This window comes from Nonomuraea sp. NPDC049709 (genome assembly GCF_040674815.1).
Taxonomy (GTDB): Bacteria; Actinomycetota; Actinomycetes; order Streptosporangiales; family Streptosporangiaceae; genus Nonomuraea.
In genome coordinates this window covers 343,772-368,393 of the sequence record NZ_JBFANM010000001.1, presented here as the reverse complement: position 1 = coordinate 368,393, position 24,622 = coordinate 343,772, and the positions used below count along the sequence as shown (strand labels likewise).

The 24,622-nt window shown below is 70.9% G+C and carries 24 protein-coding genes; 11 read left to right on the top strand and 13 right to left on the bottom strand.

Features of this window, described 5'->3' with window-relative positions:
* Positions 1-78 precede the first annotated feature (78 nt).
* Positions 79-1,008, top strand: coding sequence for an ATP-binding protein (locus tag AB0J69_RS01910; protein WP_364111772.1), 930 nt, complete (start codon positions 79-81; stop codon positions 1,006-1,008).
* A gap of 86 nt (positions 1,009-1,094) precedes the next feature.
* Entirely contained in the window at positions 1,095-1,481 is a 387-nt protein-coding gene (locus AB0J69_RS01905; protein WP_364111770.1) for an SCO5389 family protein, read from the top strand.
* 36 nt (positions 1,482-1,517) lie between these two features.
* Here AB0J69_RS01905 and AB0J69_RS01900 read toward each other — a convergent pair whose 3' ends face one another.
* The 3 genes from AB0J69_RS01900 to AB0J69_RS01890 all read right to left on the bottom strand — a co-directional run bounded on the left by AB0J69_RS01900 (position 1,518) and on the right by AB0J69_RS01890 (position 4,304).
* Entirely contained in the window at positions 1,518-2,498 is a 981-nt protein-coding gene (locus tag AB0J69_RS01900) for an LLM class flavin-dependent oxidoreductase (protein ID WP_364111768.1), read from the bottom strand.
* A 40-nt stretch (positions 2,499-2,538) separates the two neighbouring features.
* Positions 2,539-3,210, bottom strand: a complete 672-nt coding sequence (locus tag AB0J69_RS01895) for a ribonuclease HII (protein ID WP_364111766.1) — start codon at positions 3,208-3,210, stop codon at positions 2,539-2,541.
* Between the two features lie 62 nt (positions 3,211-3,272).
* Positions 3,273-4,304, bottom strand: a complete 1,032-nt coding sequence (locus AB0J69_RS01890; protein WP_364111764.1) for a LysR family transcriptional regulator — start codon at positions 4,302-4,304, stop codon at positions 3,273-3,275.
* 79 nt (positions 4,305-4,383) lie between these two features.
* Between AB0J69_RS01890 and AB0J69_RS01885 the strand changes: the two genes are divergently transcribed.
* The 3 genes from AB0J69_RS01885 (at position 4,384) to AB0J69_RS01875 (ending at position 9,737) form a co-directional block, all read left to right on the top strand.
* Complete coding sequence (locus AB0J69_RS01885; RefSeq protein WP_364111762.1) at positions 4,384-5,670, top strand: pyridoxal phosphate-dependent aminotransferase; 1,287 nt, start codon at positions 4,384-4,386, stop codon at positions 5,668-5,670.
* Between the two features lie 141 nt (positions 5,671-5,811).
* Positions 5,812-6,456: a GNAT family protein gene (locus AB0J69_RS01880; RefSeq protein WP_364111760.1), complete on the top strand. Its 645-nt coding sequence runs from the start codon at positions 5,812-5,814 to the stop codon at positions 6,454-6,456.
* A 257-nt stretch (positions 6,457-6,713) separates the two neighbouring features.
* Entirely contained in the window at positions 6,714-9,737 is a 3,024-nt protein-coding gene (locus AB0J69_RS01875) for a BTAD domain-containing putative transcriptional regulator (protein ID WP_364111758.1), read from the top strand.
* Positions 9,738-10,010: 273 nt separating this feature from the next.
* Here the strand turns inward: AB0J69_RS01875 and AB0J69_RS01870 are convergent, their stop codons facing one another.
* Positions 10,011-11,414 (bottom strand): class I SAM-dependent methyltransferase, encoded by a 1,404-nt coding sequence (locus AB0J69_RS01870; RefSeq protein ID WP_364111756.1) that lies wholly within the window; start codon positions 11,412-11,414, stop codon positions 10,011-10,013.
* 173 nt (positions 11,415-11,587) lie between these two features.
* Between AB0J69_RS01870 and AB0J69_RS01865 the strand changes: the two genes are divergently transcribed.
* A complete protein-coding gene (locus AB0J69_RS01865) occupies positions 11,588-11,890 on the top strand; it encodes a hypothetical protein (RefSeq protein ID WP_364111754.1) in 303 nt (100 codons plus the stop codon).
* Between the two features lie 6 nt (positions 11,891-11,896).
* Here the strand turns inward: AB0J69_RS01865 and AB0J69_RS01860 are convergent, their stop codons facing one another.
* The 3 genes from AB0J69_RS01860 to AB0J69_RS01850 all read right to left on the bottom strand — a co-directional run bounded on the left by AB0J69_RS01860 (position 11,897) and on the right by AB0J69_RS01850 (position 14,038).
* Positions 11,897-12,856, bottom strand: coding sequence for an NAD(P)-dependent oxidoreductase (locus tag AB0J69_RS01860; protein ID WP_364111752.1), 960 nt, complete (start codon positions 12,854-12,856; stop codon positions 11,897-11,899).
* A gap of 73 nt (positions 12,857-12,929) precedes the next feature.
* Positions 12,930-13,526: a TetR/AcrR family transcriptional regulator gene (locus AB0J69_RS01855; RefSeq protein ID WP_364111750.1), complete on the bottom strand. Its 597-nt coding sequence runs from the start codon at positions 13,524-13,526 to the stop codon at positions 12,930-12,932.
* On the bottom strand, positions 13,523-14,038 hold the full coding sequence (locus tag AB0J69_RS01850; RefSeq protein WP_364111748.1) for a GNAT family N-acetyltransferase: 516 nt from the start codon (positions 14,036-14,038) through the stop codon (positions 13,523-13,525). The genes AB0J69_RS01855 and AB0J69_RS01850 overlap by 4 nt, the downstream gene beginning before the upstream one ends.
* A gap of 58 nt (positions 14,039-14,096) precedes the next feature.
* Between AB0J69_RS01850 and AB0J69_RS01845 the strand changes: the two genes are divergently transcribed.
* The 4 genes from AB0J69_RS01845 (at position 14,097) to AB0J69_RS01830 (ending at position 17,526) form a co-directional block, all read left to right on the top strand.
* Complete coding sequence (locus AB0J69_RS01845; protein ID WP_364111746.1) at positions 14,097-14,573, top strand: helix-turn-helix domain-containing protein; 477 nt, start codon at positions 14,097-14,099, stop codon at positions 14,571-14,573.
* Positions 14,574-14,620: 47 nt separating this feature from the next.
* The gene (locus tag AB0J69_RS01840; protein WP_364111744.1) at positions 14,621-15,421 is read left to right on the top strand and encodes an SURF1 family protein; all 801 of its coding nucleotides are present in this window, start codon (positions 14,621-14,623) and stop codon (positions 15,419-15,421) included.
* A gap of 10 nt (positions 15,422-15,431) precedes the next feature.
* Positions 15,432-16,175 (top strand): tyrosine-protein phosphatase, encoded by a 744-nt coding sequence (locus AB0J69_RS01835; protein WP_364111742.1) that lies wholly within the window; start codon positions 15,432-15,434, stop codon positions 16,173-16,175.
* Between the two features lie 154 nt (positions 16,176-16,329).
* The gene (locus AB0J69_RS01830; RefSeq protein ID WP_364111740.1) at positions 16,330-17,526 is read left to right on the top strand and encodes an amidohydrolase family protein; all 1,197 of its coding nucleotides are present in this window, start codon (positions 16,330-16,332) and stop codon (positions 17,524-17,526) included.
* On the opposite strand, the gene AB0J69_RS01825 is transcribed toward AB0J69_RS01830, so the two are convergent.
* From AB0J69_RS01825 to AB0J69_RS01810, 4 genes are all read right to left on the bottom strand, one after another.
* Positions 17,523-17,867, bottom strand: a complete 345-nt coding sequence (locus AB0J69_RS01825) for a YkvA family protein (RefSeq protein ID WP_364111738.1) — start codon at positions 17,865-17,867, stop codon at positions 17,523-17,525. The two genes, AB0J69_RS01830 and AB0J69_RS01825, sit on opposite strands and share 4 nt — an antisense overlap.
* Positions 17,868-17,934: 67 nt before the next feature.
* Positions 17,935-19,353, bottom strand: coding sequence for an amidase (locus AB0J69_RS01820; RefSeq protein WP_364111736.1), 1,419 nt, complete (start codon positions 19,351-19,353; stop codon positions 17,935-17,937).
* Between the two features lie 2 nt (positions 19,354-19,355).
* Positions 19,356-20,315: an LLM class F420-dependent oxidoreductase gene (locus AB0J69_RS01815; RefSeq protein WP_364111734.1), complete on the bottom strand. Its 960-nt coding sequence runs from the start codon at positions 20,313-20,315 to the stop codon at positions 19,356-19,358.
* A gap of 34 nt (positions 20,316-20,349) precedes the next feature.
* A complete protein-coding gene (locus AB0J69_RS01810; RefSeq protein WP_364111732.1) occupies positions 20,350-21,018 on the bottom strand; it encodes a TetR family transcriptional regulator in 669 nt (222 codons plus the stop codon).
* A 183-nt stretch (positions 21,019-21,201) separates the two neighbouring features.
* Between AB0J69_RS01810 and AB0J69_RS01805 the strand changes: the two genes are divergently transcribed.
* Positions 21,202-22,146 carry a hypothetical protein gene (locus AB0J69_RS01805; RefSeq protein WP_364111730.1) on the top strand — a complete coding sequence of 315 codons (945 nt, stop codon included), beginning with the start codon at positions 21,202-21,204 and terminating at the stop codon, positions 22,144-22,146.
* Positions 22,147-22,263: 117 nt separating this feature from the next.
* Here the strand turns inward: AB0J69_RS01805 and AB0J69_RS01800 are convergent, their stop codons facing one another.
* Entirely contained in the window at positions 22,264-23,325 is a 1,062-nt protein-coding gene (locus AB0J69_RS01800; protein WP_364111728.1) for an aspartate-semialdehyde dehydrogenase, read from the bottom strand.
* Positions 23,322-24,596, bottom strand: a complete 1,275-nt coding sequence (locus AB0J69_RS01795) for an aspartate kinase (protein ID WP_364111726.1) — start codon at positions 24,594-24,596, stop codon at positions 23,322-23,324. The genes AB0J69_RS01800 and AB0J69_RS01795 overlap by 4 nt, the downstream gene beginning before the upstream one ends.
* Positions 24,597-24,622 lie beyond the last annotated feature (26 nt).

Genomic DNA, 24,622 nt, shown 5'->3' with positions numbered 1-24,622 from the left:
CCCTCTCCGGCGCGCCTCCTGTGGCATGATGGTGATCGTCCCAACGGAAACGATTTTCATCCTCACCTGGAGTAGGCAGTGAGAGTGGCGTTCGTCGGAAAGGGCGGCAGCGGCAAGACCACCATGTCGGCCCTGTTCGCCAGGCACGTGGCCGGCCAGGGCGGCCCGGTGGTCGCCATCGACGCCGACATCAACCAGCACCTGGCTCTCGTGCTCGGCCTAGACCGGCAGCCGGAGCCTCTCGGAGCACACCTGACCGAGATCAAGGACCGGCTGCGCGGCACCAACCCCCGCATCGCCTCCGCCGAGACCATGGTCAAGACGACCCCGCCCGGCCGCGGCTCCACGCTGCTGAGCTTCCAGGACCTGGCCGCCGACCCCTACGCCGTGACCACCCCCGACGGCCTGCGCCTGCTGGCCACGGGCCCGTTCAGCGAGGACGACCTCGGCGTGGCCTGCTACCACTCGAAGGTCGGCGCGGTGGAGCTGCTGCTCAACCACCTGGTCGACGGCGCGGGCGAATACGTCGTGGTCGACATGACCGCGGGTGCCGACTCCTTCGCCTCCGGCCTGTTCACCCGCTTCGACCTGACCTTCCTCGTCGCCGAGCCGACCAGGCAGGGCGTGAGCGTCTACCGGCAGTACCGTGAATACGCCGCCAAGTACGACGTCGCCCTCGCCGTGATCGGCAACAAGGTGCACGGCCAGTCCGACGTCGACTTCCTGCGCGAGCACGTCGGCGACGACCTGCTCACCTGGATGGAGCACTCGGCCGTCGTGCGCGCCATGGAGCAGGGCCGCCACTTCACGCTGGACGACCTGGAGCCGGTCAACGCCGACGCGCTCACGGTGCTCCGCAAGACCCTCGACGAGCAGGTCAAGGACTGGGCCCGCTTCGGCCGCCAGACCGTGGAGTTCCACCTGCGCAACGCGCGGGCGTGGGCCAACGAGCGGACCGGCGCCGACCTGGCCGAGCAGGTGGACCCCGACTTCGTCTATGGCCCCTGATCACATGAGTGTCCCCGCCGGGACTCTGGAGCGTTTCCCTTTTGCGACCTAGCGTCAGATTTGACCCCCCTTCGAGAGGAGACAGCATGTCGCTGACCGTTCCGAACGATCTGCTCGACCAGGCAAAAGCCGGTGACGTGGACGACGCGGCATTCCTCGCCTGCGTCCGCGACTCGCTTCCGTACGCGTGGTCGCTGATCAGCGAGCTGGTCAAGCAGCGTGAGCACAGCGGGGCCGAGTTCGCCGACAACCAGGTGCCGCCGCCGTCCGAGGAGGCCCGCGGCCAGCTCCTGAGGTGCCTGGCGAGCGACTCGATGCGTGGCGCGCTCGAGCGCCACTATGGAGTGCGCCTGGCCTTCCAGAACTGCCACCGGGTGGCCGTCTTCGACCCGACGGCGACGAAGGCCCTGGCCGACTTCGTCACCCCGAGGGCCCAGCTCCTCAACCAGAGCCCGGAGCTGGTGGACTGCTGACCCCACGTCCGGCGGGCCGGGGCACCGGCCCGCCGGTCACCTCGCCAGCAGCGGCAGCACCTCGGCCCCGAACCGCCGGATGTTCTCCAGCGTCCGCCGGTGCTCCCCCAGCCCCTCGACCATCAGGATGAAGTGCTCGATCCCGGTGGCCTCCGACGTACACAGCAGCGTCTCCGCGCAGTGCCCGGCCGAGCCCACCGGATGGATCCGGGTCAGCAGATCCACATATCCCGGGATGTCCCGCGACGCCCGCGGCCGCCCGTCCACCGGCACGTAGCCGGCCAGCCCGGGCCCGAGCCACCCCGGCATCGAGCTCTTCAGCTCCCGCACCGCCAGCGCCGTCGAGTCCGCCACATGGCCGACCGCCGCCGCGATGTGCCCCTTCGCCGTTCCACCGCGCGCGGCGTACCCGGCGACCAGGTCCGCCTTCCCGGCGTCCCCGACGTGCATCCCGAGCAACATCGGCAGCCCGCGCCCGGCCGCCAGCCCCACGGTGGCCTCCGAGGTGCACGCCACCACGGGCCGCAGCCGCGCGGGCGGCACCATCGCGACCTCCCTGAACCGGAAGAACTCCCCGTCGGCCGCCACCGGCCCGCCGGACAGCGCGCGGAGCAGCACGTCGAGCGACTCCCCGAAGCCCCGCTCGAACCGCTCGACCCCGGTCCCGAACACCTCCAGGTCCACCCACGGCCCGCCCCGGCCCACGCCCAGCGTGAACCGCCCGCCGGACAGGTGGTGCAGCATGGCCGCCTGCTCGGCCAGGGCCACGGGGTGGTGGGTGGACAACACGCTCACGGCCGTGCCCAGCCCGATCCGGGAGGTCCGGCCGATGGCGACCGCGGCCAGCGTCGTGGCGGACGGGCACACGCCGTACGTCATGAAGTGGTGCTCGGCGATCCACGCGTCGTCGAACCCGGCCTCCTCGGCCGCCACGATCAGTTCGACCGAATCGGCGAGCACCCGCCCCGGCTCCTGCCCGGGAAACCGCGCCGCGATGATGAAGACCCCGATGCGCACCCGTCGATGATGGCCGATGACCTGGGCGTCCCGGGTCCGTTCAGCCGAAGAGGCTCGCCTGCCCCTCGCCCACGAGCGGATCACGGTGTTGTTTGAGATGCCGCCACTGTGGCAGGTCATCCAGATATGACCACGAGAGCCGATGGTGAGCTGTGGGGCCCAGGCGGGCGAGCGCCTCCTGGTGCTGGGGCGAGGGATAGCCGGCGTTCTCCGCGAAGCCGTACTCCTCGCAGCCGATCGTCGCCATGTACGCATCGCGCCGCACCTTGGCCAGGACGGACGCCGCGGCGACCGAGATGCTCGCCGCGTCTCCCTTGATCTCCAGGCGCACCGGCCAGGGGGCACCGATGTAGTCGTGCTTGCCGTCCAGGATCACCGCGTCCGGCCGGACCGGGAGTGACTCCAGTGCCCTTCGCGCGGCCCTGCGCAGGGCCTCCGTCATGCCCAGCGAGTCGATCTCCTGGTGCGTGGCCTCGCCAAAGCCGACGCCCGCCGCCCACGTGGCCAACTCCGCGGCCAGCGGCGCGCGCTTGACCTCGGAGACCTGCTTGGAGTCGGTCAGCCCCGGCGGCGGCTCGGACAGATCAGTGACGACTGCACACACCGTGACCGGCCCGGCCCACGCGCCGCGGCCCACCTCGTCGATGCCCGCGACCGTGCGGACGCTGGGCTGGGAGAGCAGGAGGTGCTCGATGTCGTACGTCGGCGCCATAGGCGCAGACGTTATCGCGTCGGCAGACCATCACGTGTCCGCCGGACGACCACCCCACCACGTCACTCGCCGAACGACCGCCCCACCACGTTGCCCGCCGACCGCACCGGCTCGTCCTCGCCCGGCTCGTCGACCAGGTCGTCCGGCCTGCCGTCCCGCGACCGCTCCGCCGGGCTCACCGGCTCCAGATCGGCCGCGATGTAGCGGGCGGCCACGTGGATGGCGTGCAGCGTCACGGACACCGACGGCCGGTGCACGCTGGATCCGCGCGCCACGGCGTGCACCTCGCGCCCCACCGGGTTGCCGGGGAACTGCCTGACGGCCAGCCCCCGCACCCCGGCGGCCAGCGCCAGCGCGGGGACGGCGGCGATGCCGATGCCCTTGGCGACCAGCGACAGGATGGTCCCCAGGCCCTCGAACTCCCACGGAGTCGGCCGGGTGCCACCCACGTCCACCAGCAGGCGGTCCACCGCCAGCCGGGAGGGCTCGCCGTCGGGTGTGGCCATCCACGGCTCGTCCCGCAGCTCCCGCAGGTCCAGAGGCACCTCGGGATCGGCCAGGCGATGCTTGCGCGGCACCACCAGCACGAGGGGATCGCTGAGCAGGGGGAAGACGCGCAGGCTCTCGCTGTCGCGCACCCGCCCGTACCAGTCGTCCACGAGCGCGATGTCCACCTCGCCCGACTGCACCTCGCGCATGCCCCGCCCCGACCTGCTCTGCCCCAGCCGGAGCGTCAGCTCGGTGTGGCGGCGCAGCGAGCGCGCGAGCGCGGGCGCGAACGCCACCGCCGCCGTCGGGAAGGCGGTCACCACGACCCGCCCCGAAGGGGTGCCGGCGTGCGCCGACAGGTCGGACTCGGCCTCCTCCACCATCGACAGGATGCGCTCGGCGTGCATGACGAGCCGGCGCCCCGCGTCGGTCAGCTCGGCGCTGCGCGCCGTCCGGTCGATCAGGGCCGTTCCGGTCTCGCGTTCGAGCGCGACCAGTTGTTGCGAGACGGCAGAGGGACTGTACCCGAGCGACTCGGCGGTCGCCGCGATACTGCCCTTTCTGGCGAACTCGCAGATCAGGACCAAACGCCGCAATTCGAGCATCGGAATTCCTTATGCCTACCCACAAAAAGCCTCGCTTGTGCTGATGCCTTCATCCAACCACCCTGGGAACGTGACAAACATGACCGTAACCCTGTCCGCCACGTTGGCGGCCAACGAGGACATCGAACGAAGACGACGCGCCGGGGAACGTGTGCTGCACCTGGCCTTCGGCGAGGCCGGTCTGCCCGTCCACCCGGCGCTGCGCGACAAGCTGGCCGCCGCATCAGAGCGCAACGGCTACGGGCCGGTCGCGGGGGCGTCCGGGCTGCGGGCCGCAGCGGCGGGCTACTGGACACGACGGGGGCTCACCACCGACCCCGAGCTGGTCGTCTGCGGACCGGGCAGCAAGTCACTGCTGTACGGCCTGCTCCTGGCGATCGGCGGGGACATCGTCCTGCCCATGCCCAGCTGGGTCAGCTACGCCGCGCAGGCCGATCTGGTCGGCTCGCGTCCTATCCTGGTGCCCGCACCGCCAGGAGAGGGCGGAGTGCCCGACCCCGATCGCGTCGCCGCCGAAGTACGCCGTGCCCGGGCGCACGGCAGGACGGTCACCTCGGTGCTGGTCACCCTGCCCGACAACCCGACGGGACGGCTGGCCACGCCGGCGACCGTCGCCCGCCTGGTGGAGGTCGCCCGCGAGCTCGACCTGACGATCATCTCCGACGAGATCTACCGTGATCTCCTGCACGACCCGGCTCTGCCGTACACCTCTCCGGCCGACCTCGCGCCCGAGCGCACGATCATCACCACCGGGCTGAGCAAGAGCCTGGCGCTGGGCGGCTGGCGGATCGGCGTGGCCAGGCTGCCCGCCAACGGGCACGCGCTGCGCAGGCGGCTGCTCGCGGTGGCCAGCGAGATCTGGTCGGCGCCCGCGGCGCCCGTCCAGGAGGCCGCGGCCTACGCCTTCGGCGATCCCGCCGAGCTGACCGACCGCATCGTGCGCAGTCGCCGGCTGCACGGCGTGGTGGCGCGGGCCGTACACGAGAGGTTCGCGGAGATCGGGGCCCGCGTGCCCGTCCCGCAGGGCGGCTTCTACCTCTATCCCGACCTGAGCCACCTGAGGCTCGGCGGCTCCGCCGAGATCACCAGGATCCTGCTGGAGGAACACGGCATCGGAGTCCTGCCCGGACACGCCTTCGGCGACGACCCCTCGGCCGCCAGGGTGCGGGTCGCGGTGAGCCTGCTCTACGGCGACACCGCCGAGGAGCGGCTGGCCGCTCTGAGCAGCCCGGATCCCCTCCAGCTCCCGTGGATCGCGGCGAATCTCGACCAGCTCTCGATGGGCCTGAAAGAGCTGTCATTGGTCCGGCACGGCGCGGTGCGCGAACGGCATCCCGCGCTCGTCCCGGCGCCATGTCACGGTTAGGCGAATTTCTTCCCAAGAGCGGGTTTACCATCCCCCAAAAGGGGCCTCCGACCTGCGGAAACACCACGGCTGCGAAGCGGTCGGAAAGATGGGCCCAACTGCCTGGTTACGTGCACGCCACGCACCCCCCATCATGTGCTCATGCCCGCTCTTGTCACCCTGTCCGGGCGCCTCGTGCGCCTGGAACCTCTCAGCCTCGCGGCGGTCGATGACCTGGTCGCCGCGGCGAATGAAGACCGTTCCACTTACGGCTTCACTCGCGTCCCGCATGGCCGGGACGAGGTTGTCTCCTACGTGGAGGCCGCCATGGCTGAGCAGGCGGAGGGCCGCACATTGCCCTTCGCCATCCGGTGGCTGCACACCGACCGCGTGGTCGGTGCCACCCGTCTCATGCACCTGGAGTATTGGCAGGGCCCCATGCCCTGGCCTCCGGGTACGCGTGGCGCGGTGGGCGACATTCCGTCCGTGGCCGACATCGGTTACACCTGGCTGGGCGCCAGCGCCCAGGGCACAGGTGTCAACCGGGAGAGCAAGTTCCTCATGCTCTCGCTCGCCTTCGAGACCTGGAACGTCCACCGCATCACCCTCAAGGCAGACGTACGCAACACCAGATCCCGGGCCGCCATCGAGGCCCTCGGCGCACACTTCGACGGGGTGCGGCGAGCGGATAGCCGAGGCGCCGACAACACGGTCCGAGATACCGCCTTCTACTCGATCCTGAACTCCGAATGGCCGCTCGTACGCGAGCGTCTGACCATGCGGCTCGGATTGGTCGAGGCAGCCTGAGAACCCGTCCACCACGGCCCCGCCCGAATTCACCGGGCGGGGCCGGTATTTTTTCCTGCCTAGATTCGCTCTACATGACACACGCCCCCGCGATGTGTGTCACGCCTGGCGACACGCCCAGCATCCAAGGGCGGACTCAACACCTGATCAAAGGCGGATCAACGGCTCGGTTAACGATCAGTCTGCATCTAGGTGACGAGCGACGATGGATCTATCATTTGGTAACAAATCATTCCATTGGCTTGGAGACAGACGGCATGGCTGGTCAGAGCGTTGAAGGCGGGCTGCGGTTCGCCGTGCTCGGTCCTGTCCGCGCGTGGCGTGATGGCCAGGAGCTCGACCTGGGCACCCCGCTGCAGCGTTCCATTCTCGGCATGCTGCTCCTTCGGGAAGGCCACGCGGTCACGCCCAACGAGATGATCGACGCGGTCTGGGGAGAGGACGCGCCGCCGCGGGCCCTGGGCGCGCTGCGGACGTACGTCTCCAGGCTCCGCACCGTCCTGGAGCCCGACCGGCCCGCGCGCTCCCGCCCCGAGCTGCTCACCTCCATCGGCAGGGGCTACGCGCTGCGGCTGCCCGACGACGCGCTCGACCTGACCCGCTTCGAACGCGGCATCCACCAGGCCGAGACCGCGCGCAAGGCCGGCAGGCTCGCCGACGCCGCCCGGGCCCTGCGGGCCGCGCTGGCGCTGTTCGAGGGCGAGCCGCTGGCCGGCACCGTCGGCCCCTACTCCGAGCACCAGCGCGACCGCCTGATCGAGCGGCGCATCAGCGTCATCGAGACGCTCATGGACGTGGACCTGGAGCTCGGCAACCACGCCAGGATCGTCTCCGAGCTGATCGCACTGACCGCCGACCACCCGCTGCGCGAGCGGCTGCGCGCCCAGCTCATGCTGGCCTACTACCGCTGCGGCCGGCAGGGTGACGCGCTCAACGTCTTCACCGAGACCCGCGAGGCGCTCGTCGACGAGCTGGGCATCGAGCCCGGGCCCGAGCTGACCGCCCTGCACCAGCGCATCCTGGCCGCCGACCCCACGCTGGCCGCCCCCGCGCAGGTCGACACGGAAGCACCCCAGGAGGACGAGCCCGCGGAAGCCGAGGAGCAGCCGCCGGCGCTGGAGCTGCCGCGCCCGGCGCAGCTCCCGGCCGCCGTCACCGACTTCACCGGCCGCAAGGAGATCGCGGTACGCCTGCGCACGCTGCTGTCGGGCCACTCGTCCGCCCAGCCGCGGTCCGCCCCCGAGGGCGTGCCGGTGGCGGCCATCTCCGGCATCGGCGGCGTCGGCAAGACCGCGCTGGCCGTGCACGTGGCCCATCTGGTCGACGACGTCTTCCCCGACGGCCAGCTCTACGCCGACCTGCGCGGCTACACCGACGAGGCGACCGCGCCCGAGTCGGCGCTCGGCGGCTTCCTGCGCGCTCTCGGCATCCCGCCGGACGTCATCCCCGACGGGCTCGCGGAACGTTCCGCCCTCTACCGCTCCATCCTGGCCGAACGCCGCATCCTCGTCCTGCTGGACAACGCCCGCGACGCCGAGCAGGTCAGCCCGCTGCTGCCCGGCTCCCCCGGGTGCGCGGCCATCGTCACCAGCCGCGGCAAGCTGGCCGACCTGCCCTCGGCCAGGCTCATCGACCTGGACGTGATGGAGCCGGGCGAGGCGCTGCAGCTGTTCGCCGCGGTGGCCGGGGCCGAGCGGGTCTCGGCCGAGCACGGGGCCGCCATGGACGTGGTGGCCGCGTGCGGGTTCCTGCCGCTGGCCGTGCGGATCGTGGCCGCCAGGCTGGCCGCGCGGCCCTCCTGGACCGTGGCCTCGCTGGTGCCCCGGCTGGCCGACGAGCAGCGCCGCCTCGACGAGCTGCGCGTGGGCAACCTGGCCGTGGAGGCCACGTTCGCGCTCGGGTACGGGCAGCTCACCTCCCTTCAGGCCCGCGCCTTCCGGCTGCTCTCCCTGCCCAACGGCCCCGACATCTCCTCCGGCGCCGCGGCCGCCGTGCTGTCGATGAGCGCGTTCGAGGCCGAGGAGGTGCTGGAGTCCCTCGTGGACGCCAGCCTCCTGGAGGCCCCTGCGCCCGGCCGCTACCGCTTCCACGACCTGCTCAAGCTGTTCGCCCGGCGGGCGCTGGAGAGGGGCGAGCGCCACCAGGCCCGTACGATGGCGCTGCGCCGCCTGCTCGGCTTCTACCTGGCCTCGGCTCAGTCGGCGCACACGCTGGCCTACGAGGGCAGCATGATCCCTGCCAACCTCGTGGTGGTCGGCAGCGGGCGCGCCTTCACCTCCGCCGACGAGGCCGTGGCCTGGCTGATCTCCGAAGGCGACTCGCTGTTCGCGACCATCAACCAGGCCGCCGCGGCGGCGCGGACCGCCGAACAGCTGCTGCCCGCCGCCGACCTGCTGGTCGCGATGGAGCCGCTGCTGGAGTCGGGCACGCACACGCGCGAGTTCGACCACGGCACCCGCGCCGTGCTGGCGTCGGCGCAGGAGATCGGCGACCAGGCCGGCGAGCTGCGGGCCCGCTACGTGCTGGGCCGGGTGCTGTTCGCGGGCAACCGGCTCAAGGAGGCCGAGGCGCAGTTCAGGATCGTGCACGAGCTTTCCCGGGCCCGCGAGGAGAAGATCGTCACCGGCGAGGTGCTGAACGCCCTGGCCGTCGTCGTCGGCAGGCAGCGCCGCCACACCGAGGCGCTGTCCCTGTTCGACGCTGCGATGCGCTTCTACCGCGAGAACGGCGTGCCGGCCGGCGAGGCGCTGGTCCTCAGCTACTCGGCCCGCGACCACCTGGGCCTGAGCCGGCCCGAGGACGCGATCGCGGCGGCGGAGAAGGGCCTGGCCATCTTCACCGAGATCGGCAGCGGCGCCGGCACCGCCCGGGCCCGCTACCACCTGGGCATCGTGCTGTCCCGCGTCGGCCGCCTCACCGAGGCCGTCCACCACCACGCCGAGTGCCTGGCCTTCTTCCGGGCCGGCAAGCAGCGGGTCTGGGAGCAGCGGGTGTGCTCCAGGCTGGCCGAGACGTTCATCGCCGCCGAGCGCTATCCCGACGCCGTACGCCACGCCGAGGAGGCCCTGACGGTCTCCCGCGAGATCGGCCATCCCTACGGCGAGGCGCTCTCGCTCACCGTACTCGGCAAGGCGCTGCGCGGACTCGGCAGCACGACGAGGAGCCTCGACTGCCTACGCCGGGCCTTCGAGATCTTCTCCCGCCTCGGAGCCCCCGAGGCCGGTGATCTCAAGGTCCTGCTCGACAGCATCCCCGCCGTCGGGTCCGTCGTCGAGTCCTGAGTACAGCTCGTCGTCCAGACGTGTCATCCACACATGGTTGATCAAGGCTGTCCTTAGGGAGTCACGAGATCTTCGTGATCGATGGAGTTCAGCCCGGCCGGTCATCCTCGCCACCACGCGTCGCTAGGGGGCCCGGTTATCCGGATGCTCCGCGTAGCGGCTAGCCGCCTCACTAAGACGACCGGCCGGACCTGACACGGCCCTCGAACCCCCCAGGTCCGTGTCCTGGCCCAAAGCCTCCACCCTCGGTGTCAACGTCCGATCAACACCGAATCAAAGGAGGAAGTAACCCTCGGCAATGAGGGGTCTGACCGCGTCGGAGTTGGCGATCTCACCGTCGCCGACCAGCTCGGCGATCACGTTGAGCAGCGGCCCGAGCGCCAGCTCGCCGTCGCACACGCCGGCCAGCGCGGCCTCGACCGTGCCGACCTCGCGGCTGCGGCGCAGCCCCTGGGTCTGGCGCAGGATGATGCGGATGGGGTCCTCCGCGCCCGGCAGGCCGATGCGCTCGTCGAGCAGCCCGTCGGCGGTACGCAGCAGCGCGGCGTCCAGCCCCTGGGTCCGGTGCGCGGCGGCGATGGCGTCGATGACGGAGTCGACGTAGTCGCCGACCGGGAGCGAGACCTGGTGCGCCAGGTGCTCCACGCGAACGACCGGGTCGAGCGTGCCGGAGTTGCGCATGGTGATCCAGCCGAACCCGACACCCTCGACCCTGCGCTCGTCGAACCAGGCCAGCCACCGGTCGTAGTGCTCGGCGTAGCTCCTGGTGCCCTGCTCGGCCGCGTCCTTGAGCCACAGCTCGACGTATTCGGCCGGGTCCTGCACGTCACGCTGGACCACCCACGCGTCGCAACCGGTCTCGCGCAGCCAGCCGCCCACGCGGTCGTGCCAGTCCTCGCCCTCGACGTGCAGCCAGTTGGCCAGGAAGTGGGCCTGGCCGCCGGGGTTGAGGTGGCGGGGCGTCCGGCGTACGAGGTCGCGGCAGAAGTCGTCACCTTCGAGGCCCGACTCGCGATAGGTCAGCTTCCCCGCCCGCGCCGGCGCGACGACGAACGGCGGGTTGCTCACGACCAGGTCGAACAGCTCGTCCTCGACCGGCTCGAACATCGACCCCACGCGCGCATCCACCCCCTCGACGCCGGACAGCTCCCAGCTCAGCGCGGCCAGCTCCAGGGCCCGGGGGTTGAGGTCGGTGGCCACGACGTGCTCGGCCCGGCCGTCCAGGTGGAGCACCTGAACCCCGCAGCCGGTGCCCAGGTCGAGCGCACGCTCCACCGGGCGGCGGCTGACGAGCTGGGCCAGGTTGGCCGAGGCGCCGCCGGCACCCACCACGTGGTCGGGCCGCAGCGCGGGGTCGCCGGGGCGTACTTTCCGGTCGGAGACGAGGTAGCCGCCGGTCTCCCAGGGCTGGAGGTGCACGGTGGCACCGACCTGGTCACCGTCGGCCTTGACCAGCCCGGACTCGAGCACCTCCGGCGCGACGGCCTTGGCGGGGACGGGGACGCCGAGCCACCACAGCCTGATCAGCGTCGCCAGCGGGTCACCGTCCGCGGTGGCGCGAAGGGCCGGCACCAGCTCCTCGCGGGCCAGGGCCGAGGCGGCCATGCTGCCCAGGCGCTCGCGTACGCCGTCGATCGTGTATCCGGTCTCGAGGAGGTGATGGCGCAGTCGTTCCACGAGGCCATCCTTTCACCGCAGGCTCCCTCGCATGATCTGATACCGACAGTGCTCATACTGTTACTTAAGTACCCAAGCATTCTGCAAGCGGCGGACAAGTGACCAGCGGTATCTCTATGGGTGCCACCACATCTTTATGGGTGCCACCACGTCATCCCGAGGAGCGGACCGTCATGCTGATCCCTTGCTTGGCTTGCGAGTCCCGCTTCGGCCCCGACGAATACTTCAACGCCTGCTCCGACTACAACCGCGGCCTGGACCTGGTCTCGTGGACCTGCCCGCGCTGCGGCAACCGTGACGACCTGCGCGTGTTGCCGGGCGAGCTCGGGTTCGGATATCCGCATCGGGGCAGGTTCGACGTGCACGACCGCGTACGCGTGCCCGGCCTGCGCAGGCAGCGTGGAGACCTGCGGCTGGACATCTCGCTCGACCGGGCGAGCTGGCGGGTGCCGACCCGGATCCGCCAGCCCGCCTGACCCGCGTCACGCCGTGATCGGCGCGTACGCGTGGGCCGGCTCCTCCCCGCGCAGCAGCCGCGCGATGTCCTCCACCAGCGTCTCCGCCAGCTCCTCCAGGCTCTCCCCGGTGGCCTCGCCCAGCCGGGGCGTGAGCACCACGTTCGGCAGCCGGGTCAGGGGATGGGCCCGGTCGAGCCACTCGCCTTCGAAGTGGTCGAGCCCGGCGCCGCCCACCCGGCCCCAGCGCAGCGCGTCGACCAGCGCTCTCAGGTCGTGCAGCGCGCCGCGCGAGGTGTTGAGGTAGATCGATCCCGGGCGCATCGCGCCGAACTCGGTGTAGCCGAAGAACCCCCGCGTCTCCTCGGTCAGCGGCACGTGCAGCGAGACCACGTCGGCCTCCTCCAGCAGCGCCGGCAGCGTGTGGGTGGCCTCGGTCACGAACGGGTCGCAGACGATCACCCGCATCCCCAGCCCCTCGCATCGCCAGCGCAGGGCCCGGCCCACGCGGCCGAGGCCCACGATGCCGAACGTCCTGCCGGTCAGCCGGCGGCCGCGGTGGCGCTGTGCGGGAGGCACCCTCCCGTGGTAGACGCGCCCTCTGCGCACCTCTCGATCGGCGCTGACGATGTTCCTGCTCACCGCGAACAGCAGCGCGAGCGTCAGCTCGGCCACCGCCTCCGGGTCGCGGTCGGCGGCGTGCAGGACGGGCACCCCGCGCTCGGCCGCCAGCGCCAGATCCACGTTCGCAGGCGGCCCCATGGTGGCCACGACGTCCAGGTGGAGGCCGAGCACCGACGTGCGCACCTGGTCGCCGTCGGTGATGAGCACGGTCGCGCCGGTCTCGATGACCAGGTCGGCCAGCTGCTCGTCGGTGAAGCCGAGGTTCGGTCGTGCGGGAACCTCGGTCAGGTCGGCGACCTCGCCCAGTCGGGCGAGCGCGCTCTCCGGCAAGGTGGGCAGTACCAGCGCCCGAGGTCGTCTCACATTTGGACAATAACACCACAGACGGTGCTCAGATCATTGCTCCCCGCGCAGGTCAGACCCGCTCGCTCTGCGCTCATTCGGAGCGCTGGCGGAGGCTCTGCCAGGCCGCCTCGCCCAGTCCCTTGATCTCCTCGTCCGTGGGCGTGTGCGCGCCGGCGAACCACAACCGGCACATCTCCTGCGCCGGCCCCAGCCACAGCACGTAGCACATGGTCGCGTGGACCGGCTGGAGCAGGCCGTTCTTCATGTGCGGCCGCCACCAGTCGGAGACCTTGCGGAAGAACGCGCGCCGGGCCTCGGCCACCTCGGCGCCGCCGGGCTCCTGCTTGCGCGGTGGCCGCTCGCTGATCAGCAGCCTGGCCCGCTCGGGGTGCTCGCCCGCCCACCGCATGTGGAAGGCGACGACGGCCTCGATGCCGTCGCGGGCCTCCTGGTGGCTGACCAGCTCGGCGAGGAAGGCACTTTGGTACGCGTCGAGGATCTCGGCGTACAGCACGCCGAAGACGTGCTCCTTGCTGGCGAAGTGGTGGTAGAAGCTGCCGACGCTGACGCCGCTTTCTTCACGCAGGCTGGCCAGGGTGGTGGCCGAGACCCCGTCCTGGCTGAAACGGCGGAGGGCGCCCTCGATGATCCGGGTCCGGCCGTCGCGTCCGTTCTTGACACTCTTCACACTGTCAATGGTGTGCTACCAGAACCTTGTTCCGCAAATAGGCCAGCCTGATCGATCATAGCGGTCACTTCCACCGATCCGGAACTGACCTTCATCCGGGCGTCCGGCCAGACCCGCCGGATGAGCCTGAGCACGCGCCGGTTCTCGCCCAGGACGTCCATCCCCACGGACCTGGCTCCGCGCACGAAGGCCCTGAGCAGCAGCGTGTCGATCAGCTTGGGGCCCAGACCGCGCCCCTGCCACTCGTCGGTCACGACCACGGCGATCTCCACATCGGTGCAGCCGCCCCTGAAGCTCATGGCGTGACCGACGATCTCACCTCCGTCCGTGGTGGCGACGATCGCGTCGCGGCGCTCGTCCACCGCCAGCAGCACGCGGACGAGCGCGGGCGCGGGGGCGCTGACGCCGGTGAAGAACCTCAGCGTCTGCGTGTGCAACGACAGCCCGGAGAGGAAGCGCCTGATCCGCTCCTCGTCGTCCGGGCGGGCCGGGCGGATCTGAGTTCCTTGCATAGACCCAGCGTGCCCGTCACGGCTGAGTCTGTCAATTGAACTCAGGTATAATGCAAAAATGAACGAGCCGTCCCGCATGGGTTTCCGGGTGGACAATTGCTCGATCGAGCGCACCCTGGACATCGTCGGGGAGAAGTGGACCTTCCTGGTGCTGCGCGAGGCGTTCGGCGGCGTCCGGCGGTTCGCCGACATGCAGGCGATCACCGGCGCCCCCCGGCAGGTGCTCAGCGCGCGCCTGGCCCGGCTGGTCGACGAGGGGCTGCTGCGCAAGGTGCCCTACCGCGAGCCGGGGCAGCGGCAGCGCGACGAATACCGGCTCACGGAGAAGGGCCGCGACCTCTATCCCCTGCTCGTCGCCCTCATGCACTGGGGCGACAGATATCTGGCGGAGGAGGGGCCACCCGTGCTGCTCACCCACCGCGACTGCGGCGCACCCATCGAGCTGCGCTTCCACTGCGCGGCGGGCCACGAGGTGAGCGGGCCGCGCGAGGTGACGCCGCTCCCCGGGCCTGGCGCCGACCTCAAGAGCGCCTGAACGGGGCGCGTGGGGGAGCACCGCTGCCGGTCCTTAACCTTAGAGGCGTGTACCGGTTCCTGCTGACGCCCCGATGGCTCGCGCTCCACGTGGTGGTGCTGCTGGTCATCCCCGCCTTCGTGTTCCTCGGGCGATGGCAGTTCGGGCGGTTCGAGGAGCGGTCGGCCAACAGCGAGCGGGTGACCGCCAACATCGAGGCCGCGCCCGTGCCGCTGGAGCGGCTGGCCGCCCCCGGGCGGCAGATCCGGGAGGGCGACCGGTTCAGGAAGGTCACCGTCGCCGGCACGTACGACCAGGCCCACGCCCTCCTCGTACGCCGCCGCCCCCAGGAGGGCCGCAACGGCTACTACGTCCTCACCCCTCTGGTCACCGGCGGCGGCACCGCCGTGATCGTGAACCGGGGCTGGGTCCCCGCCGCCGCCACCGCCGACGCCGCACCCGAGGTGCCCGCTCCGCCCGCCGGGCAGGTAACTGTAACGGGGCGGCTACGCCTCAGCGAGACCGAGGAATCCAGCGGGATCCAGGAGCGGTCCGGGCTGCCGGTCGGCCAGGTGCTGCTGATCAACGCCGACGAGATCGGGAGGGGCCTGCCGTACCGGCTCGTGGGCGGCTACGTCGAGCTGACCGAGCAGCAGCCCAAGCCCGCCGCGGCCCCCGCGCCGGTGCCCGAGCCCGACGTCGGGGCCGGGGGCGGGCTCAACCTGGCGTACGGCGTCCAGTGGTGGTTGTTCATCGGGATCGCGATCGGCGGGTGGATCCTGCTGATCCGGCGCGAGCTGGCCGAGCGCAGGTCTCAGGAGACCTCAGAGGCGCCCGTGGCCTCGGATGCGAAGACCGCCGCCAATTAATGTGTTGAGGGTGATCCGCCACATTGAGTTCAGGAATCTCTGCAACTTCCGCGACGTAGGTGGATATGCCGCCAAGGACGGGCGCACCGTCAGGTGGCAGCGGCTCTACCGGGCCGACTCCCTCGGCTGGCTGGCCGGAGACGACCTGACGGCCTTCCGGGCGCTGCGTGTGCGCAACGTCATCGACCTGCGTCACCCGTCCGAGGTCGAGCGGGCCGGACGGGTCCCCGAGAGCGAGGGGCAGCGCTACCAGAACCTGCCGATCGAGGGCCGCCGCTGGGACACCGCTGCCTACAGCGAGGAGCTCGGCGTCGCCCGCTACCTCGCCGACCGCTACCTGGAGGTGACCGAGGACGGCGTCGCGAACCTCAGGACCGCCCTGGAGACGATCGCCCTCGCCGACAACGCCCCCGTGGTCATCCACTGCGCCGCGGGCAAGGACCGTACCGGGGTGCTGGCCGCGCTGGTGCTGTCGCTGGCGGGCGTGGGCGAGGACGACATCGTGGCGGACTACGCGCTGACCGGCCTGGCCACCGAGCGCTTCGTCGCCGACTGGAGCAGGAGGCATCCGGGCGCGCCCCTGTGGCCGGGCTTCGGCCTCGCGCCCGCCGAGACGATGCGGCTCTTCCTCGCCGACCTCACGTCCCGGCACGGCTCCGTCGAGGCGTACGTCACCCGGGTGCTCCAGCTTTCGCCCGCCGCGATCGACGAACTTCGCCGGCATTTGCTGACTGAATCGATCTCAGAAGGGTAGTGGCCGACCGGGCCCGCCCCTGCGCGAGCGGGTCTGTCAGTCCCGGGATCGCCAGCCATCCCCCTCCCGGCGGTCCCGGGTCAGAAAATCTCGGATACCCAACGGATACGTCGCAGCTTGTTCGACGTTATCCCGCCGTCGTACGGTTACGTGCGTGACTACGCCGCTGCTCCCCGACCCTGACCCCAGGCGGCGCGACTATGTGATCATCTCAGCCGACGATCACCTGATCGAGCCTCCCGACCTGTTCGAGGACCGATTGCCGGAGAAATACGCGGAGGTCGCGCCCAAGGTCGTGGAGACGGAGGCGGGTCACCAGGTGTGGCGCTACGGCGGCGCCACCTACCCGTGCGCCGGCATCGACGTGGGCGCGGGGCTGCCGCGCGAGCAATGGACGCTCGAGCCCGTCAGGTTCGACCAGATGCGCCCCGGCTGCCACGACATCGAGGCCCGCATCCAGGACATGGACGTGGCGGGCATCTGGGCCGCGCTCTGCTTCCCCGGCATGCTGGCCGGGCAGTCGGGCATGCCGTTCGCCAGGACCCGCGACCAGGAGCTGGGCCTGGCCCTGGTGAAGGCGTGGAACGACTGGCACATCGACGTCTGGGCGGGCACCTACCCCGAGCGGATCATCGGCCTGCAGCTGCCGTGGCTGCCCGATCCCGACGTGGCCGCCAAAGAGATCCGCGCCAACGCGGCCAGGGGCTTCAAGGCCGTCGTCTTCCCCGAGTTCCCCACCCGGCTGCGGCTGCCCTCGATCCACACCGGCCACTGGGACCCGTTCTTCGCCGCCTGCGAGGAGACCGGCACCGTCGTCTGCCTGCACACCGGCGACTCCTCCTGGTCGCCCGTGCCCTCCCCCGACACGCCCATCGAGGCCATCACCACGCTGATGCCGACCAGCGCCATGTTCGCCTGCGCCGACTGGCTCTGGTCCGGGGTGCCGCTGCGCTTCCCCTCGCTGCGCATCCTCATCGTCGAGGGCGGCGTGGGCTGGCTGCCGATGCTGGCGGAGCGCGCCGACTACGCCCTCGACCACCCCGTCGCCGGAGAGGCGTCGTGGGAGGGCGGGCTCAAGCCCAGCGAGGTGCTGCGCCGCAACTTCTTCTTCGGAACGCTCGACGACCACGCCCTGTCAGGGGTTCGGCTCGCCGTCGGCCTCGACCACGTCCTGCAGGAGAGCGGCTACCCGCACTCCGACTCGACCTGGCCCGACACCCAGAAGTCGGTGGCCCGCAACCTCGGAACGCTCCCGCCCGCCGACATCGCCAGGGTCGCCTACGGCAACGCGGCCCGCCTGTTCGGGCACCCGCTGCCCTCGCGGGCGTGGTTGCGGATGGAGGAGATCTAACCCTCTTCGAGGCGGGCCTGGATGACGTGGCGCTCGTGCTGCACATAGCGCCCGCTCTCACCGAGCAGCGAGGCCAGGAGCCACAGGAACACGCCGAAGTCGTCGGCCACGCCGATCAACATGAGGAAGTCGGGCACGACGTCGATCGGTGAGATGAGGTAGACCACGCCGAGGCCGAGCAGGGCGAGCTTGCTCTTGCCCATGCCCGCGTACTGCCCGCGCATGACCGCGCCGATCATCCGCGGGATCGCCCGGACCCTGGTCATCAGTTTGGGCGACCCGGGCCGGGTCACCTCGCGGTAGGTCCGCCATGCCGCCGCCGCCCGTGTTGCCTTCGCCATCATGTGCTCCCCCTACCCCCGGCTTTTCACGACATAACGCGTCACCGGGGGTACGAGTTCCCTTCCGTCAGGGCAGGGCCGCGTGCTCGAACGGTCTGACCTGCTCGATCTGCGCCGCCACCCGTACCAGCAGGTCCTCGCGGCCGGGCGCGGCCACGAGCTGGACGCCCACCGGCAGGCCCGCCGCGGTCCTGTGCAGCGGGAGCGAAACGGCGGGCTGCCCGCTCGCGTTGACCGGCGAGGTGTAGGCCACGGCGTGCGCGGTCCGCCCCAGAGCGATGCTGAGGTCCCCCGGCGGGATCCAGCCCAGCGGGAACGGCGCCACGCCCAGCGACGGGATCAGCAGCAGGTCGTGTCCCGCCGCCCACCAGGCGGTCATGCGGCGCCGGAAGCCGTCCACCCACTGCGTGGCCAGGATGTGGTCGGCCGCGCTGTGCTCGCGCGCCGCGCTCACCATGGCGGCGTTGCGCGGCTCCAGCTCCTCCAGCTGTACGGGCTTGCCGCGCAGCTCGCCCAGCCCGGCGACCTGCGCGGCCAGGTTGTTGGTCACGATGGCGCCGAAGTGGCGGGGGAAGTGGGGATCGCCCAGCGCCTCGGGACCGCCGGGGGTGACGTCGTGGCCGAGCGACTCCAGCAGCGCGGCGGCGCCGGTCACGGCCTCGGTCACCTCGGGCACCTCCGGCACGTCGCCCCGGGGATGCGTGCTGAGGAACCCGATCCGCAGCCTGCCGGGGTCCCGGCCCACCTCGCCGGCGAGGCTCCCGGGGAGGGCCGGGGCGTCGTACGGGTCGCCCGGGTACCGGCCGGAGACGAGGTCGAGCGCCGCCGCCGTGTCCCGCACGGTCCTGGTGACGAACCCGGGGCAGGAGAAGCCGCTCCAGCCCTCCCCCATGGCCGGTCCCAGGCTCACGCGCCCGCGCGACGGCTTGAGCCCCACCAGGCCGCACAGGGACGCCGGGATGCGGATCGACCCGCCGCCGTCGCTGGCCGTGGCCAGCGCGACCATCCCGGCCGCCACCGCCGCCGCGGAGCCGCCGCTCGATCCGCCCGCCGAGTACGCCGGGTCGTACGGGTTCCTGGTGGGCCCGAACGCCACCGGCTCCGTGGTGATCGTGCTGCCGAACTCGGGGGTGTTCGTGCGGCCGAGCAGGACGAAGCCGGCCTCGCGCAGCCGCAGGACGCCGTAGGAGTCCTCGGCGTCGGCCAGGCCGTCACGCACGTTCGAGCCCGCGCTGTACGGCTCCCCCGCCTCCCGCCAGCCCAGGTCCTTGAGCAGGATCGGCACCCCGCGGAACGGCGCGTCCGCCGGGATGGCGTCGATCTCGGCCAGCGCCCGCTCGAAGCGGCGATGGATGACGGCGTTCAGCTCGCCGTCGGCCGCCTCGATGCGCGCGATCGCGGCCTCGGTCAGCTCCCGCGCCGACACCTGGCCGTCCCTGACCGCCCGCGCCTGGCCGACGGCGTCCAGTCTCAGCAACTCGTCCATGCCTACCCTTCCGGAGCCAGATCGCGAACCGCCTGATCGATGGAGACGTCGCCGCCGGGGATGGGGGCGAGGACGGGGGTGTCGAGGCCGTTGGCGACGTACTCCCGGATCCTCGCCCGGCAGGTGGCGGCGTCGCCGTGCACGATCAGGGCGTCCACCACCTCGTCGGGGATGGCCTTGAGCGCGGCCTGCCGGTCGCCGGCCGCCCACGCCTCGTGCATCGGGCGCAGCACCTCGCCACGGCCCAGCCAGTCGTGGAAGGCCGCGTACACCGGGACGGTCAGGTAGCTCGCCAGCATCCACCTGGCCATCTCGCGTACGCGGTCGGTGTCCTCGCTGACGCAGACGAACAGGCGGGCGATCAGCTCGGTGTCCGGCCCGATCTCCGCCCGCACCTTCCGCACGTCCTGCGGCGAGAGCCAGTTCGTGATGGCGCCGTCGGCCTCCTCGGCGGCCAGGCGCAACATCCTGGGGCGCAGCGCGGCCAGCACGATCTTCGGCGGCACCTTCGGCGCCCGCTCCAGCTTGAAGCCCTTGACCTCGAACGTCTCGTACTTCTCCGAGACCTTCTCCCCCGCCAGCGCCTTCCGCAGGAAGCGCAGCGTGTCGCGGGTCCGCGCGTACGGCTTGCCGAACGTGCCCGCGTTCCACCGCTCGACGATGGCCGGCGAGGAGGCCCCGATGCCCAGCACGAACCGCTCCGGCGCCAGGTCGGCCAGCGTGGCCGCGGACATGGCCAGCAGCCCCGGGCCCCGGGTCGAGACGGGCACGATGGCGCTGCCCAGCCTGACCCCCGGCGCCCGCTGCGCGGCCAGGGCCAGCGGCACGAACCCGTCGGCCCCGTTGACCTCCGCCGACCACACGTCGGTGTACCCGAGCGCGGGCAGCTCGGCGATCAGGTCGAGCGAGTTCGCCAGTGAGCGGTCGTAGAAGGGGATCGTCATGCCCCAGTTCTGCGTCATGACGAACAACGTACCAACCGCTCGGTATGTGGCTCTAGGCTCGCAGCTCGTGCACCGCCGCGATGAAGTCCTTCGTGATGCCCCGCAGGCCGGGCAGGTGCGACAGCCCCACCAGCCGGTCCACCAGCGGCACCGTCACGTCGATCAGCCGGTAGGTCCGCTCGCACCCCGGCGACGTGTCGTGCACCCAGAACAGCACCATGCCCATGGACAGCAACCACAGCAGCTCGGGCAGCTCCTCGCGCAGCTCGGCGTTCATCCGGTCGCGCGACCCCTCCACGACCTGGCGGTAGATGGCGATGGACGCCTCCCGCGCGGGCGAGGACTGCTTGCTGAAGGGGCTCAGCGGGTTGGTCGGCTCGGCCGCGTGCTTGAAGAACTTGACGGCGAACTCGTGGTAGGGCTCCGAGACGCGTACCCACTCGCGCAGCACCCCGCTCAGCCTGGCCGCGAACGAGCTCTCCGTGGCCAGGAACGCCCGGCAGGCCGCCTCGTGCTCGGCCTGGGCGCGGTCGTAGTACGCCTGGATCAACGCCTCTTTGCTCTCGAAGTAGTAGTAGGCGTTGCCCACGGAAACCCCCGCCTCGGCGGCGATGGCCCGCATGGTGGTCGCGTCGAAGCCGCGCTCCCGGAACAGTCGCAAGGCCGTCTCGACGATGACCTCTCGGGTGCTCTCCGATCCTCGGTTTCGGGCTTCGGACACGTTCGTCACTTTACGTCGTGCAACGGGGTTAGGTCATGGAGCCGCACGGTGATCACCGCCACAAGGCAAAGTTGCACTCGCGGCATGAGTTATCTCCTGTGAAAGGTGGGATTGTCGTTTCAGGCGGAAGGGCTATTTCCGCGAAAAGGCATCGACATGTGGATACGTGGAACAGTGCGCCTCATGGTAGTCGCGCTCCTCGGCATTGAGATCACCATAATCGCGCTGGCCTCGGCCGCCTCCGCCGCCACCCACCCCGAAGGGTCGCCGGCTCAGGGCAGCCTGTACGAGGCCGGGCCCTACGGCTGGGAGGACGCCCCGGCGCAGTGGCGGGCGGCCATGGACGCCGCCCTCTCCGACGCGTACGAGGTGGAACCGGACATGGCCTACGAAGGGCTCATGGCGGCCGGCCGGCAGCTCGAGCAGATCAGCGACTGGCCGGCGATCGACACCCACTGGCCGCTGGAGCAGGTGGAGCGGGCGCACGAGGCGCGCGACCGGGCCTCCACCGCGGCCGAGTCCGCGGCGGAGGCCGCCACCCGCTCCGCCACCCGGTCTGCCGCAGAGGCGGAGGATCTGGCCTGGGCCCAGAAGCCCAAGGCGCGGCCAGAGGCCACGAAGGCGGCGAAGAGCCCCGTACGCACCGGAGTGGCCAAGATGCCCCGGGCGCGGGCGCACGCCGCTCACAGGCGCGCTCAGGTCGATCTGACGCGGGTCCTGCCCAGGAAGGCCGCCATGCAGGTGTCCCACGCGACCGCCACGGGGTGGCTGAAGAGCGCGGGGCTGCGGACGAAGTCGACCGGGAACTGCGTCAGCAAGCACATGCACCACTGCACGTCGCTCGACTCGGTGCGGACCGGCACGATCGCCAAGGCCATCGCGCTGAAGCAGCGCAGCGGCTGCCCGATCATGGTCACCGGCGGCACGGAGCGGGGCCACGCCCCCGGCCACTTCAGCCACGGGAACGGCTACAAGCTCGACATCTCCCACAACGCCTGCATCGACCGGCACATCTCCAAGAACCATGACAAGGCGGGGATCCGCAGCGACGGAGCCCGGCTGTACAAGTCAGGCTCGGGCACGACGTTCGCCGACGAGGGCGACCACTGGGACATCCTCTTCCGGTGACAGGGCCCCGGCGACACGCCCCGGAGATGGGTGTGACAGGGCCCCGGCGACACGCCCCGGACATGGGTGTGACGCCGCACGAGACGCACGGCGTCACCCAGGTGATCAGAACTTCGGTCAGAACTCGGCAGCGACCAGCTCGGCGATCTCCGCCGCGTTGAGCGCCGCCCCCTTGCGCAGGTTGTCACCGCACACGAACAGGTCGAGCGTGTTCGGGAAGTCCATCGCCTGGCGGATGCGGCCCACGTAGGTCGGGTCGTTGCCCACCACGTCGAGAGGCGTCGGGTAGACCCCGTTGGCCGGGTCGTCCATGAGGACCACCGTCGGCGCCGCCTCCAGGACGCGGTGCGCGTCGGCGACCGTGATCTCGCGCTCGAACCGCGCGTGCACGGCCAGCGAGTGCGTCGTGACCACCGGCACGCGGACGCAGGTCGCGGAGACCTTCAGGTCGGGGATGCCGAGGATCTTCCGGGACTCGTTGCGGAGCTTGATCTCCTCCGAGGCCCAGCCGCCGTCCTTCAGCGAGCCCGCCCACGGCACCACGTTGAACGCGATGGGCGCGGGGAACGGCGACTCCTCCGGCAGCTTGTTCGCCAGCACCTTGCGTACGTCACCGGCGGCCTGCCCGATCGTACGGTCACCGGCCAGCGCCTCGACCTCGTCGTAGAGCCGCGCGGAACCGGCCACGCCCGCGCCGGACACCGCCTGGTAGGAGGCGACGACCAGCTCCGTGAGGGTGAACTCGGCGTGCAGCGCCCCCATGGCCGCCATCATCGACAGCGTCGTGCAGTTGGGGGTCGAGATGATGTTGCGCGGCCTGTTGCGCGCGTCGAGCGGGTTGACCTCGGGCACGACCAGCGGCACGTCGGGCTCCATGCGGAACGTGCCCGACTTGTCGATGACGATCGCACCACGCTCGGCCGCGATCGGCACCCACACGGCCGACACCTCGTCCGGCACGTCGAAGATGGCCACGTCGACGCCGTCGAACACCTCGGGCGCGAGGGCCTGCACCACGACGTCCTCGCCGCGCACCCGGAGCACCTTGCCCGCCGAGCGCGGGGAGGCGACGAGACGGATCTCGCCCCAGATGTCCTCACGCGTCGACACGATGTCGCGCATGACGGTGCCCACCGCACCGGTCGCCCCGATCAGGGCCAGACTCGGCCTCTTGCTCATCGTCCTGAACCTCCGTACACCACGGCTTCGACCTGGTCGGCGTCGAGATCGAAGGCACGGTGAGCGGCCGCCACGGCCGCGTCGACACCGTCCTGCTCGACGATCACAGAGATGCGGATCTCCGAGGTGGAGATCATCTCGATGTTGACCCCCGCGTCGGCGAGGGCCGCGAAGAACGTCGCGGTGACGCCCGGGTGCGAGCGCATGCCCGCGCCGATCAGCGACACCTTCCCGATCTGGTCGTCGAACAGCAGCGACTCGAAACCGATCTGGGGCTGGATCTTCTTCAGCGACGTCAGCGCCGTCTGGCTGTCGGCCGTGGGCAGCGTGAACGAGATGTCCGTGCGCCCGGTGGCCGCGGCCGAGACGTTCTGCACGATCATGTCAATGTTGATCTCGGCGTCGGCCAGCGTTTTGAAGATCGAGGCAGCCTCGCCGACCTTGTCGGGGACCCCGACAACGGTGATCTTGGCCTCGCTCCGGTCGTGTGCGACGCCGGAGATGATCGGCTGCTCCATCTCGGTTCCTTCGGTGTAAGGGTCGGAGACGACCCACGTGCCTTCCTTGGTGCTGAAAGAGCTGCGTACGTGAATCGGCAGGCTGAAACGGCGAGCATATTCGACGCACCGCAGATGCAGGATCTTCGCGCCGCAGGCCGCCATCTCCATCATCTCGTCGTAGGAGATCCTGGGGATCTGGCGCGCCGCGGGCACGATGCGCGGGTCGGCGGTGAAGATGCCGTCGACGTCGGTGTAGATCTCGCACACATCGGCGTTGAGCGCCGCCGCCAGCGCGACGGCGGTGGTGTCGGAGCCGCCGCGGCCGAGCGTGGTGATGTCCTTGGTGTCCTGCGAGACGCCCTGGAAACCGGCCACGATCGCGATGTGGCCCTGGTCGATCGCCTCCTGGATGCGGCTGGGCGTCACGTCGATGATGCGTGCCTTGCCGTGCGTGGAGTCGGTGATCACACCTGCCTGCGAGCCGGTGAACGAGCGGGCCTCGTGACCGAGGTTGGCGATCGCCATCGCCAGGAGGGCCATCGAGATGCGCTCGCCGGAGGTCAGCAGCATGTCGAGCTCGCGGCCCGGAGGCAGCGGCGACACCTGCTCGGCCAGGTCGAGCAGTTCGTCCGTCGTGTCGCCCATCGCGGAGACGATCACGACCACGTCGTTGCCGGCTTTTTTCGTCGCGACGATCCGCTGCGCGACCCGCTTGATGCAGGACGCGTCGGCGACGGACGAACCACCGTACTTTTGCACAACGAGCGCCACGAGAGTCTCCCGGTTTGGACTGTGAG